Source organism: Peribacillus sp. Bi96 (assembly GCF_918698115.1).
In the GTDB taxonomy this organism is placed as follows: domain Bacteria; phylum Bacillota; class Bacilli; order Bacillales; family DSM-1321; genus Peribacillus.
Map to the genome: position 1 here is coordinate 34948 of NZ_CAKKLV010000003.1, position 18291 is coordinate 53238.

Annotated in this window: 15 protein-coding genes; 4 read left to right on the forward strand and 11 right to left on the reverse strand. The window is 39.8% G+C overall.

What is annotated here, in order from left to right:
• Window positions 1-6 precede the first annotated feature (6 nt).
• From LQ203_RS04875 to LQ203_RS04910, 8 genes are all read right to left on the reverse strand, one after another.
• Complete coding sequence (locus tag LQ203_RS04875; protein ID WP_230156238.1) at window positions 7-1653, reverse strand: AMP-binding protein; 1647 nt, start codon at window positions 1651-1653, stop codon at window positions 7-9.
• A gap of 112 nt (window positions 1654-1765) precedes the next feature.
• The gene (locus tag LQ203_RS04880; protein ID WP_230156239.1) at window positions 1766-2908 is read right to left on the reverse strand and encodes an acyl-CoA dehydrogenase family protein; all 1143 of its coding nucleotides are present in this window, start codon (window positions 2906-2908) and stop codon (window positions 1766-1768) included.
• 97 nt (window positions 2909-3005) lie between these two features.
• Window positions 3006-3641, reverse strand: a complete 636-nt coding sequence (locus tag LQ203_RS04885; protein ID WP_230156240.1) for a TetR/AcrR family transcriptional regulator — start codon at window positions 3639-3641, stop codon at window positions 3006-3008.
• Between the two features lie 179 nt (window positions 3642-3820).
• The gene (locus tag LQ203_RS04890; RefSeq protein WP_230156242.1) at window positions 3821-4582 is read right to left on the reverse strand and encodes a hypothetical protein; all 762 of its coding nucleotides are present in this window, start codon (window positions 4580-4582) and stop codon (window positions 3821-3823) included.
• A 28-nt stretch (window positions 4583-4610) separates the two neighbouring features.
• On the reverse strand, window positions 4611-5657 hold the full coding sequence (locus tag LQ203_RS04895; RefSeq protein WP_230156244.1) for a cytochrome d ubiquinol oxidase subunit II: 1047 nt from the start codon (window positions 5655-5657) through the stop codon (window positions 4611-4613).
• A 15-nt stretch (window positions 5658-5672) separates the two neighbouring features.
• Window positions 5673-7031: a cytochrome ubiquinol oxidase subunit I gene (locus LQ203_RS04900; RefSeq protein WP_230156246.1), complete on the reverse strand. Its 1359-nt coding sequence runs from the start codon at window positions 7029-7031 to the stop codon at window positions 5673-5675.
• Between the two features lie 575 nt (window positions 7032-7606).
• Complete coding sequence (locus tag LQ203_RS27650; RefSeq protein ID WP_356713899.1) at window positions 7607-7786, reverse strand: Glu/Leu/Phe/Val dehydrogenase dimerization domain-containing protein; 180 nt, start codon at window positions 7784-7786, stop codon at window positions 7607-7609.
• Window positions 7787-8061: 275 nt separating this feature from the next.
• Window positions 8062-8568 (reverse strand): acyl-CoA thioesterase, encoded by a 507-nt coding sequence (locus LQ203_RS04910; protein WP_230156709.1) that lies wholly within the window; start codon window positions 8566-8568, stop codon window positions 8062-8064.
• Between the two features lie 598 nt (window positions 8569-9166).
• Here LQ203_RS04910 and LQ203_RS04915 point away from each other — a divergent pair.
• On the forward strand, window positions 9167-10618 hold the full coding sequence (locus LQ203_RS04915) for a flavin monoamine oxidase family protein (protein ID WP_230156710.1): 1452 nt from the start codon (window positions 9167-9169) through the stop codon (window positions 10616-10618).
• Between the two features lie 132 nt (window positions 10619-10750).
• On the opposite strand, the gene LQ203_RS04920 is transcribed toward LQ203_RS04915, so the two are convergent.
• From LQ203_RS04920 to LQ203_RS04930, 3 genes are read right to left on the reverse strand one after another with little or no spacing between them, the layout of a single operon-like run.
• Window positions 10751-11863, reverse strand: coding sequence for a Ger(x)C family spore germination protein (locus LQ203_RS04920; RefSeq protein ID WP_230156250.1), 1113 nt, complete (start codon window positions 11861-11863; stop codon window positions 10751-10753).
• Window positions 11860-12954: an endospore germination permease gene (locus LQ203_RS04925; protein ID WP_230156252.1), complete on the reverse strand. Its 1095-nt coding sequence runs from the start codon at window positions 12952-12954 to the stop codon at window positions 11860-11862. Before LQ203_RS04925 ends, LQ203_RS04920 begins: the two co-directional genes overlap by 4 nt.
• Window positions 12926-14380: a spore germination protein gene (locus LQ203_RS04930; protein WP_230156253.1), complete on the reverse strand. Its 1455-nt coding sequence runs from the start codon at window positions 14378-14380 to the stop codon at window positions 12926-12928. The genes LQ203_RS04925 and LQ203_RS04930 overlap by 29 nt, the downstream gene beginning before the upstream one ends.
• Before the next feature lie 147 nt (window positions 14381-14527).
• Here LQ203_RS04930 and LQ203_RS04935 point away from each other — a divergent pair, with 147 nt between their 5' ends.
• The 3 genes from LQ203_RS04935 to LQ203_RS04945 are packed head-to-tail and all read left to right on the forward strand — an operon-like array spanning window position 14528 to window position 18267.
• Complete coding sequence (locus LQ203_RS04935; RefSeq protein ID WP_230156254.1) at window positions 14528-16075, forward strand: spore germination protein; 1548 nt, start codon at window positions 14528-14530, stop codon at window positions 16073-16075.
• A gap of 18 nt (window positions 16076-16093) precedes the next feature.
• Entirely contained in the window at window positions 16094-17185 is a 1092-nt protein-coding gene (locus tag LQ203_RS04940) for a GerAB/ArcD/ProY family transporter (protein WP_230156255.1), read from the forward strand.
• Complete coding sequence (locus LQ203_RS04945) at window positions 17182-18267, forward strand: Ger(x)C family spore germination protein (RefSeq protein ID WP_230156256.1); 1086 nt, start codon at window positions 17182-17184, stop codon at window positions 18265-18267. Before LQ203_RS04940 ends, LQ203_RS04945 begins: the two co-directional genes overlap by 4 nt.
• Window positions 18268-18291 lie beyond the last annotated feature (24 nt).

Here is an 18291-nt window from a genome sequence, read left to right on the forward strand (position 1 = left end):
TCCTCCTTATTTAGTACGTTCCGTCAGTAGGTCAAGCGTTTGTTCCCGCAGCTTATACTTTTGAATTTTTCCGGATGCCGTCATTGGATAAGCATCGGTAAATTGAATGTATCGGGGAATTTTATGAAAAGATATTTTCCCTTTGCAATACTCTATCAATTCTTTCTCCGTCAGGGCTTCACCTGCTTTCAATATGATCCATGCCGCTACCGCTTCCCCATACTTCTGATCGGGAACCCCAAGTACCTGGACATCGAGAATGTCAGGATGCTGATAGAGGAATTCTTCTATTTCGCGCGGATAAATGTTTTCCCCTCCACGTATGATCATATCTTTCAGCCGGCCTGTAATCTTGCAATAGCCATTTTCATCCATCACGGCTAAATCTCCCGTGTGAAGCCAGCCTTCAGGATCAATAGCCTGCTCCGTAGCTTCCGGGTTATTATAATATCCCTTCATTACATGGTATCCTCTTGAACAGAGTTCCCCCTGTTTGCCGCGCGGAACTTCTTCTCCAGTAGCTGGATCGATAATTTTCACTTCCACCTTCGGCAGGGCCCTTCCCACTGAGGAAACCCGAAGCTCGATCGGGTCATCCGTTTTAGTCATCGTAATTCCCGGAGAAGATTCGGTTTGACCATAAGTAATCGTAATTTCAGAGATTCCCATCTTATTCACCACGCTTTTCATGACTTCGATCGGACATGTGGAGCCTGCCATGATTCCTGTCCTCAAAGACCGTAAATCATATTGGTCGAAGTCATCGAGATTAAGTTCTGCGATGAACATCGTCGGTACACCATGTAGCGCCGTACATCTTTCTGCTTCAACGGCCTGAAGGACAGTACGAGGATTAAATTCCACGATGGGCACCATTGTGGCCCCAACGGAAACAGAGGCCATCGTACCAAGGGAACAGCCGAAACAATGAAACATGGGAACGGGGATGCAAAGCCGATCATCCTTCGTAAGCTTCATGCATTCAGCGACGTTCAATCCGTTGTTGACCAAGTTAGAATGAGTCAACATCACACCTTTTGGAAATCCTGTCGTCCCTGATGTGTATTGCATATTAATCACATCACCGGATGCTAATTCCCCCATCCTCATGTCCAATGACTCCTCTGAAACGGATGCGCTCCCGCTAATGACTTCATCCCACGAAAACGTGCCAGGGTAACGTGTTTTGCCTAAAACGATGATATTTTTCAATTTTGGCAGTTTCTCAGATTGTAATTTTCCAGGTTTTGCAGTTTTCAATTCAGGGACAATTTCATACAGCGTATCTATATAGGAATGATCCTTGTATTGTTCCATCAGGATGATCGTCGTCGAATCCGACTGCTTAAGCAGATATTCCAGTTCACTTGAACGGTAATTAGTATTGACCGTAACCAGAACCCCGCCCATTTTCGCGGTGGAAAATTGGGATATAAGCCATTCAGGTTTATTGGACGCCCAAATAGCGATATGTTCCCCTTTTTTAATATCAAGTGACATGAACCCCCGGGCCGCCTGTCGGCAAATCTTTTCAAATTCGCTGTACGTATGGCGAAGTCCAAGTTCATGGTAAACCACCGCTTCATTATCCCCGTATTGTTCAGCAGTCTTTTCAAGCAGTTTTCCGATCGTAACATCTAGCAAATCAGACATCAAACTCCTCCTATCAAATAAAAGTAAGAGTGAACGCTTTTTGCTGTATAGATAACATCTGCCTTTCCAGTAAATGAAACAATGTATTATTGTTCATTTGCGTTCCAAAAAATTAACAGCCTAATTGTCTGGCGATCACGATTCTTTGAATCTCGGATGTGCCTTCCCCAATTTCCAATAACTTTGCATCTCTTAAATAGCGTTCCACTTCATATTCCCGCATATAACCAGAACCGCCATGTATTTGAATCGCTTGATTGCTTGCGCGGAACGCGGTCTCACTTGCAAAAAGCTTGGCGTATGCCGCTTCCTTTGCAAAGGGTTTTTTATTGTCTTTTAACCATGCAGCCTTATATACCATATTCCTTGCCAATTCAATTTCCATGGCCATGTCAGCAAGTTTGAATTGAATCGCCTGGAAACTTGAAATGGATTTACCAAATTGAACGCGCTCTTTTGAAAAAGCTAAAGCCTTATCAAAGGCTGCCTGTGCTATGCCGACGGCCAAAGCGGCAATTGATATCCTTCCACCATCCAACGTGAATAAAAACTGTTTAAATCCTTTGTCTGGATCACCCAATAAATTTTCCTTTGGCACTCGGACATTATCAAGGATGATTTCACACGTATTGGAAGCGCGAACACCCATTTTTTCATAATTGCTATTGATGGTCAGCCCTTTGGTATCCGTTGGCACGATGAATGCCGAGATAATGTTCTTGCCATTGGAATCTTTACCCGAAACAGCAGTAACAGTGATGGTTCTTGAATAGCTGGCATTGGTTATCCATGTTTTCTCACCATTTATCACATATTCATCACCTTCTAATACCGCACTCGTTTTCGTACCGCCCGCATCCGAACCCGCATTAGGTTCTGTCAATCCGAAAGCTGCCAGTGTTTCACCGGTCGTGATGGGAACCAAATATTTTTGTTTCTGTTCCTCGGTTCCGAAATAGTAAATGGGACTTGCTCCGAGCGAAACGGCTGCTGCATAACTTAAGCCGGTTCCCCCGCACGCTTTGCCAACCTCTTCAACGGCAATTGCATACGATATCGTATCTCCGCCCGAACCGCCATATTCTTCAGGAAACGGAATTCCTAGCAATCCGAGTTTCCCCATTTTTTTGAATACATCCTCCGCAAACATCGACTTTGCATCTAACTCTATCGCAATGGGTTTAATTTCCTTTTCTGCAAATTCCCTAACCATTTCTTTAATCATCTGCTGTTCTTTAGTAAGTGAAAAATCCATATGTTCATTCCCCTTTCGATTGAGACCGACTAGTTGGTCTGTACAAACCAAGTTTTACTGTTTAATCCACAGCCAATTGGTTCTTCAGTAAAAATGGCTAGGTGATTTCCGCTTCTTTTTGTTTATCTGTCAATAGGGCATTCAGAATTAAATCTACGTATATATCACCGATTTCATCGATCGTTTTTCCACCGTCCCTTTTGTACCATTTGTAGGACCAGTTCACCATGCCCAGAATGGACATGCCGGTAATTTCCACCGGCAATTCGCTGCGGAATATTCCCTTGTCAATGCCTTCTTTGATGACGGAAAAAATGATTTCTTTATACATTTGACGCTTTTTTTTGATTGCTTCAACATAAGGTGGTTTTAAGTAAATGCTTTCTTGATAGAAAACTGAGATGTGTGGTTTATAGAGGTCAAAAACTTTAACGAATGATTGAATGATTTTTTGCATTTTTTCTGTCGGATGGGTACTTTCAGAAATGGCTTCCTGTGCTTTTATTAAAACATATGTAATAAAATAATCATGGATGACAAATAAGAGTTCATCTTTGGAAGAGAAATGGTGATAAAAACCACCCTTGCTAGTTCCGCATGCCTTAACGATTTCGTTAACGGAGACACCATGAAAACCATGCTGATCGAAGAGCGTCAACGATGTTTCAATTATTTTTTCTTTTAACTCCGTAAGACTGCACCCCCTTTTGTATCCGCTTACATTTAACGACATAAAGAGTATGGTTATGTAGTTAACTGGATTTATTTAAATTTTACCAAATATTTAAAAATTGTCAATTTTTAAATACAAAAGAAAAACAGCCCCCATGACCAAGAGCTGTCACCACAATAGAACGGAAGGATAGGCAATGGGTTAAACTAAAGTCCTATCCTTTTTACCATGCTCATTGCCTATTCATTCTTTTTTGCCTTGACTGGCATGACATTGGCTTTTACTAGCTGCCAGCCCTTGTCATAAGTCCATACCGATTTAATCTCCAATATCGGATCACGTTCATCGGATCCTTTTACATGTTGGATCCCCATGAGCCCCTTTCCTTTGCCCAAAATGGACTTGATGTCAAGCGTTGAGTATGGATCAACCAAAAGCTCGGTTGGTTCATTTAGCTTTCCATCGTGGTAAATGCCCAATTCATCATACGTTTGTTTTCTAGACCTGACATCTATCACCACAGGATTTTGTCCTTCAATTATGATTTCTGCTTTGTAACCGTCAAGAAATTGGGCCATTACAGGGACAGGTGGCGGTACTTCCAGTTCCTGCACTTTCCCATCTTTGAACGTATAGGCGTAACTGGTAATCAAACGATCCTTGCCTGCCATCAAAACCGTGACCAATACGTCCTGAATCCCATCCTTATTCAAGTCCGCAACCTTTAAATCAGGATTATAACCTGCATCCAGCGGGACGCTGATTGTACGGCGATTGCTTTCAACGCTCAATTCAATTTTTTTCAGAAACTTGCTTCCTATCTCATATGGCAGTCCTTGAACCTGGATGATGTCTATTTTCTGATCACCTGTTACATCTCTTTTTGTGGAAATATATGTGCCATCAACTTGAAAATTTTTATCATGTGCCTCAACTGCTTGATAGCTCAAAAAGAGTGAGATGACTAAAACCGCATATTTTAGCAGATCTAACTTTTTCATAATGATAACCTCTCTTTTCCAAGATGGACTAATTTGTCATTTGCCGCCGTTTGAACTTTCGACGCTGATCTTTCATGAATATGGACCAGAAATAATAGAAACCTGGAACTAATATCGCAAAACCGACGATATATGTGGCAAAAACTGCCCGGAATGATGTCGGGTCGGTAAACCCTGAAAGGATCGTGACATTTGGATAAATGATATAGGGTAAATGAGCGAGTCCGTAAACATAGCTGCCGATTAAATACTGAATGATGATCGCGATTACGGCGAGGCGAGGCATTCCTTTGACCTCCCGCTTAGAAAAATAGGGAAGATACAAAGCTACCCCGCTAATGATAAAAAAGATTAGCGAAACGAGTAACAATGCTGAGTTTTTCATCATCCCTTCGTAGAGCCAATTCGCTTCATTTTTTAATGTGAACATCACCATCAGTGCCATGACTAACATGAGCGGTCCGGTTATCATCGCATCCCTGCGGTATATTTTGTATGCTTTCATTTCATCAGCCTGTTTGGAGTAATCAGACAGTAGCAATGATGATAAAAAAAGCGTGCTCATAATTCCGAACCCCACAAATGCATACTCATTAGGACTCGTGAATAGTTTAGAAAGATTCAATTCTTCATTTCCTCTCACGCCTTCGACAAATCCAAGGTGTGTGATTGGCAATACGCTGATTAATAGCCCGGGTATGATCAATCCCGTTAATCCTGATATATACGTTAGCACTTTTTCATATTTATCTACGCTATGTGAAAAAACCAAGAACGCACTCCTAATGCAAAGAAGCACCAAAATAAGGCTCGCTGGAACGATCAAGGCTACTCCAATCGGAAAAACTGCACCTGGGAATAAACTATAAATCGCAATAACAAGACCAACGACAAAGGTATTAGTCACTTCCCACGTTGGTGATAAATAGCTGTTCGCTATCTTCGTAGCATTCGTTTCTTCCTTCTTAATGTAAGTCATGGCCCAGAAGCCAGCGCCAAAATCCATAGAAGCCATGATGGCATAAAGAAAAATAAAGCCCCAGACCAGTGTTATTGCAAGAAGAGCATCACTCATTGACCTTCCCCCCTTTTATGAGTTCGAATCGAAAAGCCTCACATCTTTCTGTTCGGCTTTATAAATATCATCCATCACAGAATGACGTTTAAAATAATATAAAAGTGTAAACACGACAGATACGCATAAAATGAAATAGACAAGAATGAACATCGAGAATAAAAAACCAAGATTTTCATACGAAGTTACTGAATCCGCTGTGGAAAGCATCCTGTATATCGTCCATGGCTGCCTGCCTGTACAAGCAAAAATCCAACCGCATTCAATCGATATCACCGAAAGCGGACCTGCAGCAACAAACAGCCAGAGAACCCATCTCGGGTACTCCTTCTTCAGCCACTTATTCCATACCAATGCAAACAAGGCTAATGCAATTAAACCTGAACCAATGATGACCATGGCGTTGAATAAGATATGGACATAAAGCGGCGGCCAATACTCTTCTGGAAAATCGTTCAAACCGGTTACGACCGTATCGAAACTGTTACCTGATAAGAAGCTTAAAACCCATGGAAATTCAATCCCATACTTCACTTCCTGGGCTTCCCTATCTGTATAACCGAATAAGGTCAGACCTGCATGATCCTTCGTTTCGAACAAGCCTTCAGCGGCCGCCAATTTCTCGGGCTGTTCCCTATATAAATGCTGGGTTGTCGCATGGCCGTTGAGTGCCGTCAAAAAAGAAAAAACCAAACCTAAAACGATACTGAGCTTCAGTGCTTTTTGGTGAAAATTATATTCAGTAGTGCCATATTTGTTCTTTAACATCTTATAGGCTGCAACTGCCGCTACGACAAATGCGCCTGTTGTATAAGCAGTCAGTGCCGTATGTCCTGCTGTCACTAAGAAGCTAGGGTTAAAGAATGCCGCCCAAGGATCAACATCGACTATTTCCCCATTTTCAAACCTGAACCCAGCAGGTGTACCCTCGAAAGCATGGACATTTGATATCAAAACAGCTGAAGCCATCGCTCCGAATGCAACAAAAAATAAACTCACGATACGGGCCCATGGCTTGATTTTTTCAGCAGCGTACACGTAGATGGACATGAACAATGCTTCAACCATGAATGCATAAATCTCGATTTGGAACGGAAGCGCCATGACACGTCCAATCACTTCCATGAATCCAGGCCATAATAGGGAAAGTTGCACACCCGCAATCGTACCAGTCGGGATACCAACCCCAAGTAACACTCCTAATGTTTTGGTCCAGCGTTTGGCCATGACCACATACTGTAAATCCTTAGTCCTTTGATACATCAATTCCGCAGCCAACATCATCATCGGCAATCCGACGCCAATCGTTGCAAATATGATATGTACAGCCATATTCGTCCCGAACATCGCACGGGCCATTTGTATATGATCCATACTGTCTTCCTTTCTAAGCTTTGTCTCTTGGTAGTATCTCCGCTGGAAAGGAAAATATTTAATAATATTCCACAATCTAAGTTTTCATAGGTTTTACAGAAGGTCAGAATTTTACTTATTGATTTTTTTTGATGTTTGTTTATTGAGTATTCTATCGAGGTTATTATTAGGATAATTTTACTTCGGTTGATGCTTCTTAACCGAGTTAACTGCTTGTACCTTCTATATTTCCCCGCCTAGGCTACCAATTAATACGGTGTGCCGATTGCAATCTTAATTGCTTCTTTGACACTGTCAAACTACATCGTAACGAAGACCGGTCGAAAGATTCCTTCTTGTTAGATCGTCATTTCGTTCATTACATCAGCAAAAATAGTAGATTTCACATAGAAGTCTCCGTCCAAACCTTTTGGCTTGCCTGAACCACCAGCGATAACTTTCGCACTGTTGAACAATTCTTGATTCTTGTACCACTGCTGCTAAACTGCGAATTCTTCAAAATTCTCTAAAGAACTGTTTATTCAGTTTATATTTCCTTCACATAAAAATACACACATACCCTACTATATAGTAGTCTATGTGTGTATTCCGGCCTGCATTGACTTTTGCCCAATTTCAAGAATATTTTTCCTATTTACGCCTTTTTCTCTACCAGAAGGAAGATCAAAAATCCCACATTTTATACTCATCCACATGGATAAAGCAGTTACTTCTGGATGAAAACGAACTCGTCCCTTGTAGGTCCAACTATTCATTTTGTTGAGAACGATAGCCGGTGAACACTGTTACTGAACCATCACCCATTCGAACAAGAATTCGTACAGTATGGATTCGAAAAAGTTATTTCAGTAACTGTACATTTCAATGTTATATCCTAACTTTTGAATTACTTTTTTTATAATAGACTGGTTCTAACTTAGTAAATTTAATATGTCCTTTGCTTATTGTCCGGTTTTTGACTTGATCGATATTGATAAGGATTGCCTCTTGCCTTCTTTGCACTCATAGGTTATAAGTTTCTATATGAAAGTTAAGGATAATCTACATTTAAAAACGTAGCCACATCTTTGCTTTTTTGTTTTCTCTGACTACGCATCCTGGCTCGATCTAATGCCGTTTCATGTAATTTTTTTTCTTCTTCTGTCTCCGGAATAACTTTTGGAACACGTGTTGGACGTTTATGTTCATCAAGTGCAACAAATGTTAATAGAGCAGTCGCTGCAATTCTGCGTTCACTGCTTTTTAAATCTTCAGCAATAATTTTCACAAATACCTCCATTGAAGATGTGCCTGTCCATGCGACATAAGATATAAAACAAACTGAATCTGTTGTCCGAATGGGATGTAAAAAGTCAACTGAATCTGTTGAAGCAGTTACACATTCGCTGCGACTATGACGTGCTGCAGAAATCGATGCTACTTGATCGACGTCACTCATTAATCGGCCGCCAAATAATGTATTATGATTGTTCACATCATTTGGAAATATACGACTTGTTCTTATCACCCTTGATTCTCTGCAATATTTTGCTTCTATAAACCCGTCCTCCTAAAACATGGGACCTGAAATCACCCTTGTAAACTTTTATATATGGTTATATTATGATAAAATTTTGAGCTTTTTATCCTTAAAACACGATCGGCCAATTAGCCTAGTGTTCCGAGAATGTACAGCTTGCTTTCCCAGTTTCGAACTCTAAACGTAAAATAAATAACTTTCTGTGAAAACTTCACCCATTGTTATGCCGATTAGCTTTTGGTTTCAAAAGACAAAGATTGAAAATACATTATTGAAATTCGAAACAATGAATTTAATCATTTTTGAAAAACTTCCTTGCAACGCTTGATGCCACAGGTATTTAATATCCACTTTCTTTATTGCTTGATCATCTTTTAACCACGAATCAGATTATTCATTTCCTGCACTTTTAAATTATCTAATAACTGAGTATTCCACATAAAGGATAAACATAGTGGAATATGATAGCCATAATCAATCATGACAATTTATTGAAGATCCTTCATAAATGGAGACCCATTAGGAATATGATAGCGTAAATCCCAAATAGGAAAGTGTAACCCAGAGAGGAGAAAACACTTTGTCCTTTTTCAGAAATTCGCTTTCACCCGATCAAATGCTGACTGCGATCAGATACGGCCTTGGACCTTCCCAAATCCCCAAAAAAATCATAATCATTGGTGCCGGCATGTCTGGGTTGGTTGCAGCATCCCTTTTAAAACAAGCGGGGCACGATGTAACGATATTGGAAGCAACCGGGAGGGTCGGAGGACGTGTATTGACCATACGGGAGCCATTTTCAGAAGGTTCCTACCTTGAAGCCGGTGCCATGCGCATTCCGAATTATCATTACTTAGTGGCTGAATATATCAAGAAGTATGGTTTACGAGTCAACACTTTTGTGAACACCACTCCTAATGATCCCATTTATGCCAATGGAATCAAGACGACCGCTGCCATCTATCAACGGAACCCGGATATACTGAGGTACCCTGTAGCTCCCCATGAAAGAGGAAAAACAGCTGAGGAATTACTCAACATGGCAATTAAGCCTGTAACTGACTTTATCAATCAAGACCCCATTAATAATTGGAAGATCGTCATTAATGAATTTGACAAATACTCCATGAGTTTCTTTTTGCAGTACAATCCAGTAGGGGTGAGTCTATCATCGGGCGCGCTTGAAAGCATTAAAGTTTTATTGGGTATAGAAGGATTCCCTGAACTTTCTTTTCCTGCCTTACTTCGGGAGCTAATGCCAATCTTTAATCCAGAGACAAATTTTTACTCAATCGAAGGAGGCAACGACAGGCTTCCATATGCTTTTCTACCTGAATTGAAGGATCATCTAAACTTCAGATATGAAGTGACAAAGATCATTCAACATGATAATCAAGTAACCATCCATTCCAAACATACTCAAAGCAGAAGACCCTTAACGGTCACCGGTGACCTTGCCATCGTGACTATCCCTCTTCAATTGCTGCAATTTATAGATATTGAACCCCGGAATTCCTTTTCCCATAATAAGTGGAAGGCAATAAGAGAACTCCATTATGCTGCGTCCACAAAAATTGGACTTCAGTTCACACATAGGTTTTGGGAAAAGGAAGGAATCTTCGGAGGTAAATTGACGACCGATTTACCCATTAGATTTTCTTATTATCCCAGCCAAACGAGCAACCAGAGTGAATCCGGTCTCATCTTAGCAAGTTATACATGGGAAGATGACGCCACTTTATGGGATATACTTCCAGAAAATGATCGTTTACAACACGCGTTGAAAAATTTGGCAAAGGTCCATGGAAAACAAGTGTATGATCACTTTTTATCAGGAGCTTCTTATAGCTGGACACTGAATCAGTATGCATATGGCGCTTTCTCCATGTTTAAACCTGGTCAGGAAACGGACCTGTTTCCATACATCCCAACCCCTGAAGGAAGGGTCCACTTCGCTGGCGAGCATACTTCAACCGTACCAGCATGGATTGAAGGAGCCATTCAATCCGGCATCAGGGTTGCACATGAAGTGACGAATCTTCCAAGAACATTCGATGAGCATGGATAAAATGAAGGTACCTTTTCTTTGAAGTTTTAAATCAATTAAAGAACCGTGACAAAAAAACCTTCCCATTCGGAAGGTTTTTCATTCAGAAGATTTATCTCATCATTTGGAATGTAATTTTTTGAACATGCCTATTCACTTTACCCCTCCTTTTGAGCCAAAGTCTATGATCCTTAGGTCCACCTGATAATTTATATCGGCATTACTGAAAATTTCGTCCCATTTGTTCTTATTTTTCTCCCAAAACTTTGGATGCTGATTTTCCACATAACGATACAATCCTGCTACTCCCGTTTTATATTTATGCTGTAATTTCCAAACGATTTCCTCAACGTCCTCCTCCACTTTATCCTCGGCAACACGCTCAGCATCTTTTAAATAGCTTTTTTTGAATGAATTTTCTTTACCATACCAATCTTCCGAAAGCCTTGTTGTGTAACCGACTTTGACGTTGATCGTCAAATGATCGCCATTCAATTCTGTCGTGACTTTTCTCTTTGTCCGTTTAATCACTTCGACACTGAAAGGATTACCGTGATGTACCGCTTCGATTATTCCTCCTTTCACCTCTCCGTTCAACCAATTTAAAGAAGCTATATCCTCATTATTCATGACTCCGACCAATTTTGAATTGTTAATCACTCCTGCGCCCTCCAATATTAATTTCTTACCTTTAATTTCAACGCCCTGAATGGCAAAGCTTCCATCTGACTGCAAACTTGATGAAGCATTGCCCAGTGTTAAAGGAGGAAGGATTTTATTCGTTCGCTTCACATTATCTTTCAATTCATATATTACATTCGAAGGGATCTCCCCATAGTCGGCTAACCCCAAAATCTCCCTTGTCGGCCTCTTTGTTAAATAAACAAGACAACTTCTTCTTGTATTGTTATCGCGTATAGATTGATTTATGATTGCTTCCATGGGGATTTTCCTTAATACATCTTCATTAATGAGTAATATACGCTGGTGATTGGTTAAAACTGTATTGGTGATGAGCAAGGAATCCCTTATTGCCTCGTGCAGAGTTTTGGCACTGACGGTGACATTTTTATATTTTAATTGAGCTTGGTTTTCCTGCAAGCTATTTCCTGGAGGTACGAGAATTTGCTCTGTTAACATGATTTCGTTTTTCTTTTTACTTTTATCGATTCCCATTCCCACCACAAGGGATAATTCTTCAATATTATGACTGTCCCAACAGCTTGAAAGCAATGGAATAAGCAAAATCAACCATAGTCTTTTCATCCGCTTCTTCTACTCCTTTTCAATTGAACAATGATGAAAGTAATAATTGGCAACCCGATTAATATAAAGGGAAAAATATAACCCAGTATATCGCTAAATGTAAAAATCTCGATTGTATTTTTAGGGATTTTGGCTAGAAAAAAAACGAGCGGAACCAGAACAATAAGGTTCGTTGTATAGGAATTGTTGAAAATTTCAGTCAGACCTTCTGCTGCGAAGTAATAGTAAATCGCATGTGTACAAAAAAACTGAAGAATCCATGTGATTAAGAGAAATAGCTCTAAACGCTCTATAAATATCCCTTTTACTTCATACGACTGAACAAAAGAAATCGTCGGCCAAGTAACAGATTTAACTTCGGGCACAGTCAGTGTAGCCACAACCAGAACATATGTAATCACATATAAAATGACAGGAATGAAAAACCCGATTAAAACTCCACTCTTTACCTTATTTTTATTTTTAACTGTGCCAAACATAAAGATGAACAGTTCAATCCCAAAAAAAGATAAAGTCCCAGAGCCCATTCCCTTCATCACAGGGAGGAATCCTTTGCCAAGGACAGGCTGCAGATTTTTTATATCGATTACCTTTATACTAAGCAAGTAAATAAGTAAAACGATGACAATTGTCAGTGGAAGAAAGAAGACGCACACTTTTGCTATGGCTTTTATTTTGCCTGTCAAAAGATGCACAGTCGCTAAAATCATGGTAAGTATCACGATTTCAACCGGCGTTTCCTCCAATAAATAAAAACGAACCATTTCACCCATTGCAAGCACTTCAAAACTTGCCACACCAGTAAAGTACACCACAACGATCAATCCAACCATTTTATAGAGCCACTTTCCAAATGCCTCCTCCATGTATGCGTAATAGTTAGTAACTTGATGTTTCTTTAACATGACAATCAATAAACATATGAAAAGGCTAATTAAGACCCCATTAAAAATTAAGACAATCCATCCATCGGACGAATTAATTTTTTCAGTTATCGTCCTTGGCAGCGTCAGCATCCCAACACCTAACATGCTGCAAGAAATGATTGCAGCCAATTCTCCACTAAGAATTTTGCCGTCCGCTTGACTCAAGGATGTTACCTCCTTTTTTCCGCTTCGGTAACCTGAAGAACGCGTCCTTCCAAGTCTTTTTACCAATGAAATCCATTGGTTGAAAATAAGGTTCTTGAAAGCTAGTCAATTTTGACAAATGGCTGATCACGATGATAAAGAATAAAGTGGTTCCGTATAGACCTAGTACGGCGGAAAAAATCATCGCGCCAAACCTTAATGCCCTGAAAGCAAGACCGAAGCTATATTGCGGGACGGTAAATGAGGTAATCGTCGTGATCGAAACGATGATGACCATGAGGGAACTCACAATATTCGCTTGAACAGCTGCTTGGCCGATTATGACCCCACCAACCAACCCAACCGTCTGCCCGATGGGAGATGGAAGACGAATACCTGCTTCGCGAAGCAGTTCAATCGTCAATTCCATGATGATCGCTTCAACAAAAGGCGGAAAAGGAACGTTTTCCCTTGTACCTGCTATGGTCATAGCAAGCTCTGTCGGCAGCAATCCTGGGTTGAACGAAACTAATGAAATATATATTCCTGAAAGAAATACGGTGACAAATAATGAAAAGTAACGGAGGGCACGCAAAAAAGAGCCTGCTACCCATCTTTCATAATAATCATCCGGAGACTGCAGCAACATCGTGATTGTCGTCGGTGCCATCAATGCAAATGGCGAACCGTCCATCATGATGACCACCCTGCCCTCCTGCAGTGCTGCCAGTACTTTATCCGGACGCTCCGTGTTCTGGATTTGCGGGAATGGTGAAAACGCCGTATCTTCAATTAGCTCCTCAAGCATACCCGAGTCTTGAAGATCGGTTGCTTTTACTTCATTGACCCGCTGGTTGACTTCTTTTATCAAGGAATCGCTTGCTTTACCCTCGTAATAGATCAATGCAACTTCTCGCTTTTCCATCGTCCCAATTTTATGCTGTTTAACGATTAGACTCGGATGACTTGAATACTGCCTAATTAAGCCGATATTTTCCTGCAGGCTTTCGATAAACCCGATCTTCGGTCCACGGACAACCCTCTCTGTCGATGGCTCACTAAGAGCGCGAATTTTTTCTTTTTCAAGATTCAAGACATAACCTGTCACGATTCCATCTATAAATAAAAGCGTTTTTCCATCAAAAATGTACTCCTTGGCTTTTTCATAGGTTTCTATATCTTGTTCTCTGACAGGACAGATTTTGGATAAGACCAGCTGCTCGATCGAAATCGGGTGATTGGTTTCAACCTGGGCAGCTGATAAATCCAGAACGATTTCATTAAATGCAGGATAATCCATCGTTCCATTGACAAAAACAAATAAACCGGTGGATTCATAACCGGGAATGAACACCTCTTTAAAAACTACATCATCTTGCATATCCAATAGAGATTTCAAATTTTCCTGTTTTTGATCCAATCTTTTATGCAAGGTCTTGGTTTGCATGGTGAACTCCTTTAATAAATGCGTTTTATTCTTACTATCCTCCTTTTTTCATCTTTATATTCGATTAAGGAAAACGAGATTAAAAATAACAACCCTATTCAAAAATGGTTAATATGTAATTTAATTGCAAATGATAGGATAATAAGCTTGAGTTTAGAGGTGACAACATTGTTTAACCGCAGAAAGTTCAATAAAACAAACCAACAAAAAAACGATATAAATAACGAATTAACTAAAATTTCCGATGTAAGGGATCTATTTAATGCCCTTTCTTTATCTAATGATTTCATGAACCATCAAGGAACATATAATGGCGTAGGTTATTGGGTATCTTTTTACCGCTCATTAATTGACGCGCAGGAGCTACACAAAAATGTTCTATCTGTCATACCATCTCTGGAAACGATCAATTTGGAACAAATGAAAGATAGCATTCCTATAGAAGACACCCTCATCACCAGCACAAAGGTTGTTATTGAGGAAAGGATCATGCGAGGGGCCATTGCGATTCGGTTGGATTCGAATCTTGATGAGTGTTTGTTGATAAATATTGCCGCCAGCCGTGGTCGACAAGTTGATAAACCCGAACTTGAATTTGGAATCATAAGTCCTCAAGAAGCTTTTGTCGAGGATATTGATATCAATCTGAATCTAATCAGAAAAAGGCTGCCTATCCCAGAGTTGCAGGTGAATGAAACGACTGCGGGCACCTTAACTAAAACAAAAGTCGCCGTTTTATCTATAGAAGGAATTGTTGATCAGAAAAATGTTGATACCGTTATACAAAGGATCAATGACGTAGATTTTGATGAAATATTGGATGGATCTCACCTCGCACAAATGCTTTATGATGATTCAAATACCTTGTTTCCTCTTTTTCTATATACGGAAAGACCTGATCGCATCACAAGTGCATTAGCTGAAGGTAAAGTAGCCCTGATCGTAGATAGATCCTCTTCCGTTTTAATTACCCCAACCATTTTTTTGGAATACTTTATTACGATGGAAGATTATAATATGCCCTGGATTCCAGCGTCGGCATTCCGTTTATTACGAATATTCGCGGTCGCTTTTTCCATATTCGCTACCCCCATTTATGTAGCTGTGCTGACTTATCATTATGAACTCATTCCAAAAGACCTTTTGGAAACGATTGTCACATCAAGGAACTTGATTCCTTTTCAGCCATTGATTGAAGCTTTATTTCTAGAAATTTCCATTGAATTATTACGTGAAGCAGCCGCCAGGCTGCCAACGAAAGTTGGTCAGACATTAGGTATCGTCGGCGGTATCGTTATCGGACAAGCTGCTGTTGTAGCAGGCCTGACCAGTAACATCTTGTTGATCATCGTTGCCCTATCGGCACTGGCATCATTTGTAACGCCTATTTATAAAATGGGCAATGCCATTCGGTTACTGCGGTTCCCCTTTTTATTGGGGGCTCAAGTTTGGGGGCTTCTTGGAATTTCCATATTGTCCGTTTTTTTGATGACACATCTTATCAAGCTAACTTCGATGGGACACCCATACCTGGAGCCCATATATCCCTTCCGCATGAAAGATTGGAAAGACAGCTTTGTTCGGCTTCCGTTTAATCTTTTTAAGTCGCGACCTGTAAATTTACGCACAAAAAATACAGAAAGACAGGCACAGACCAAAAAATCACCAAACAAAAAAAATGATTTTAATGAATGATTTGAATGAGGGTCCTATATGAACCAAGCAGGTGTTAATGAAAAATATAAGGTTTCACCGTTCTATGTGTTTTTTTTAGTGCATTCGATGCAAACAGGAATAGGTGTGTTAAGTTTTCAAAGAGTTTTAGCGAAGTCAACGGGGACGGATGGCTGGATGTCGATACTCCTAGCCGGACTGATCGTTCATATTTTTATTTGGATTATCTATAAAATCTTCAGTATTGTACCTGGTGATATCATTACCGCCAATAATCAAGCATTCGGGAAATGGATTGGGAATTTCTTCAGTCTATTATTCGTTTTTTACTTTTTGATTCTTGGGATGACAGTCATGATCAGCTATATAAATATCATACATGTATGGATGTTTGAAGAGGTAGGTTCTTGGGCTTTTTCTTTGGTTTTCTTGATTCTGATTTACTATATAAATACGGGAGGGTTCCGGACGATTACGGGGATTACCTTTTTAAGCAATATATTAACATACTGGCTTTTATTTGTTCTTTTTTATGCCTTGAAATATTCTGAGTTCACCAATTTGCTTCCTATGTTCACCCACAGCCTATTGGATATTATGAAAGGAACTAGAGAAACTTCCTTAACTCTGATTGGCTTTGAGTTGATCCTGATGTTTTATCCGTTCATCAAAGATGCAGAAACTTCTCAAAAATATGCTCACGCCGGAGCTTTAATGACAACGTTAATAACCGTGTTCGTTTATGTAGTTTCACTGGTCTTTTATTCACAAAAACAGTTGGTCTTAAATATATGGCCTACACTGACAATGACCAGCATTGTCGAATTTCCCTTTATTCAACGGTTTGAATATATAGATATTTCATGGTGGGCCATAGTTATCATTCCAAACATGACCATTTCCTTGTGGGCTGCCAGCAGGGGTATCAAGCGCTTATTCAATGTCCAGCAAAAGTATCCGTTATGGGGGATATCAATTTTTATTCTCCTTATCAATATTTTTGTTTTTGATATCGATTCCATTTATGTATTGAATAAAATAATCAACCCATATGGGGTGCTCTTCATTGTTGTATACTTGCCTCTTTTATTGGTCATCATCTATATAAAGAAAATGAGGAATCGTTTATGAGAAAATTACTTCCTGCTATCTTGGCTCTTTCCCTTCTTTGCAGCTGTGCACAGCCAAGAGTGGTTGACGAGGTTAATATGTCCCAAGCCATAGGCTACGATTTAATCAAGGATGATATGATCGAAGGAATATTCGTCATCCCCATTTTCCAACAAGATACGATGGGTAAATATCAAATCTTAAGCGGAAAATCCACGACGGCGAGTGATGTCCAGGCTGTCGTTTCCAAAAAAGCGGATAAGCCGGTGTTGCTTGGACAGACTCGCATCATTTTATTCAGTGAGGAAATCGTTCATAAAATCGGAATTACAGAACTGACCGATTATCTTTATCGTGATCCCCAACTTGGCAACAGGATTATCTTGGGCATCGTCGAAGGAAAGGTAAAGGACGTCGTTAATACGAAACCACCAAATTCGAATGTGAATATTGGAATTTTTTTATCGGATTTAATTAAACAACAAAATATAACCGGGAACGGACCGGATACTAACCTTCATCTTTTTTTAAGACATTCTTTAGAAAGTGGAGGTGATTCGTATCTTCCTATAATAATAAAACGTGGTAATCATGTAGCTGTTTCCGGTAATGCCTTGTTTCATGAAAATAAGATGGTCAGTAAAGTGAAAACTGGAGATATGTTTGTTTTCAAGACATTAGTTCAATTTCATAGACGGGGAATTTACAAATTCAAATTAAAAGACAAGAAAAAAAGCTATATTGTAGTGGAAAGTATCCGAAGCGGGTCAAATTATAATATATCCGGCTCAGAGAGTCAGCCCTCCATTACCATTAACATCAAAATTAATGGTCAAATCAAGGAATCAATGAGGAGTGATAACCTTACTAATAGAGAGATGGTTAAAAAGATAGAACACGATATGGAAGATGATTTAACCAGACAGGCTAACCGCCTTATTGCAGAATTTCAGAAAAAAAACATTGACCCCATTGGCTTAAAGGAAAAATACCGCGCCAAAAATAAAAAAATGACCTATGAACAATGGAAAAAGATATATCCCACGATGGATATTAAAGTAAAAACTAAAGTTAACATTATTCAAACTGGCGTATCGGAATGAAAAGAGAGGCAGGAATGCATTCCT

Excerpts from the sequence above, each read along its gene's own strand:
- LQ203_RS04920 (WP_230156250.1), bottom strand. The coding sequence starts at position 11,863 with ATGAAAAGACTATGGTTGATTTTGCTTATTCCATTGCTTTCAAGCTGT.
- LQ203_RS04940 (WP_230156255.1), top strand. The coding sequence starts at position 16,094 with ATGAACCAAGCAGGTGTTAATGAAAAATATAAGGTTTCACCGTTCTAT.
- LQ203_RS04930 (WP_230156253.1), bottom strand. The coding sequence starts at position 14,380 with ATGCAAACCAAGACCTTGCATAAAAGATTGGATCAAAAACAGGAAAAT.
- LQ203_RS04880 (WP_230156239.1), bottom strand. The coding sequence starts at position 2,908 with ATGGATTTTTCACTTACTAAAGAACAGCAGATGATTAAAGAAATGGTT.
- LQ203_RS04915 (WP_230156710.1), top strand. The coding sequence starts at position 9,167 with ATGCTGACTGCGATCAGATACGGCCTTGGACCTTCCCAAATCCCCAAA.
- LQ203_RS04885 (WP_230156240.1), bottom strand. The coding sequence starts at position 3,641 with ATGTCGTTAAATGTAAGCGGATACAAAAGGGGGTGCAGTCTTACGGAG.
- LQ203_RS04895 (WP_230156244.1), bottom strand. The coding sequence starts at position 5,657 with ATGAGTGATGCTCTTCTTGCAATAACACTGGTCTGGGGCTTTATTTTT.
- LQ203_RS04875 (WP_230156238.1), bottom strand. The coding sequence starts at position 1,653 with ATGTCTGATTTGCTAGATGTTACGATCGGAAAACTGCTTGAAAAGACT.
- LQ203_RS04900 (WP_230156246.1), bottom strand. The coding sequence starts at position 7,031 with ATGGATCATATACAAATGGCCCGTGCGATGTTCGGGACGAATATGGCT.
- LQ203_RS04945 (WP_230156256.1), top strand. The coding sequence starts at position 17,182 with ATGAGAAAATTACTTCCTGCTATCTTGGCTCTTTCCCTTCTTTGCAGC.
- LQ203_RS04890 (WP_230156242.1), bottom strand. The coding sequence starts at position 4,582 with ATGAAAAAGTTAGATCTGCTAAAATATGCGGTTTTAGTCATCTCACTC.
- LQ203_RS27650 (WP_356713899.1), bottom strand. The coding sequence starts at position 7,786 with ATGAATAGTTGGACCTACAAGGGACGAGTTCGTTTTCATCCAGAAGTA.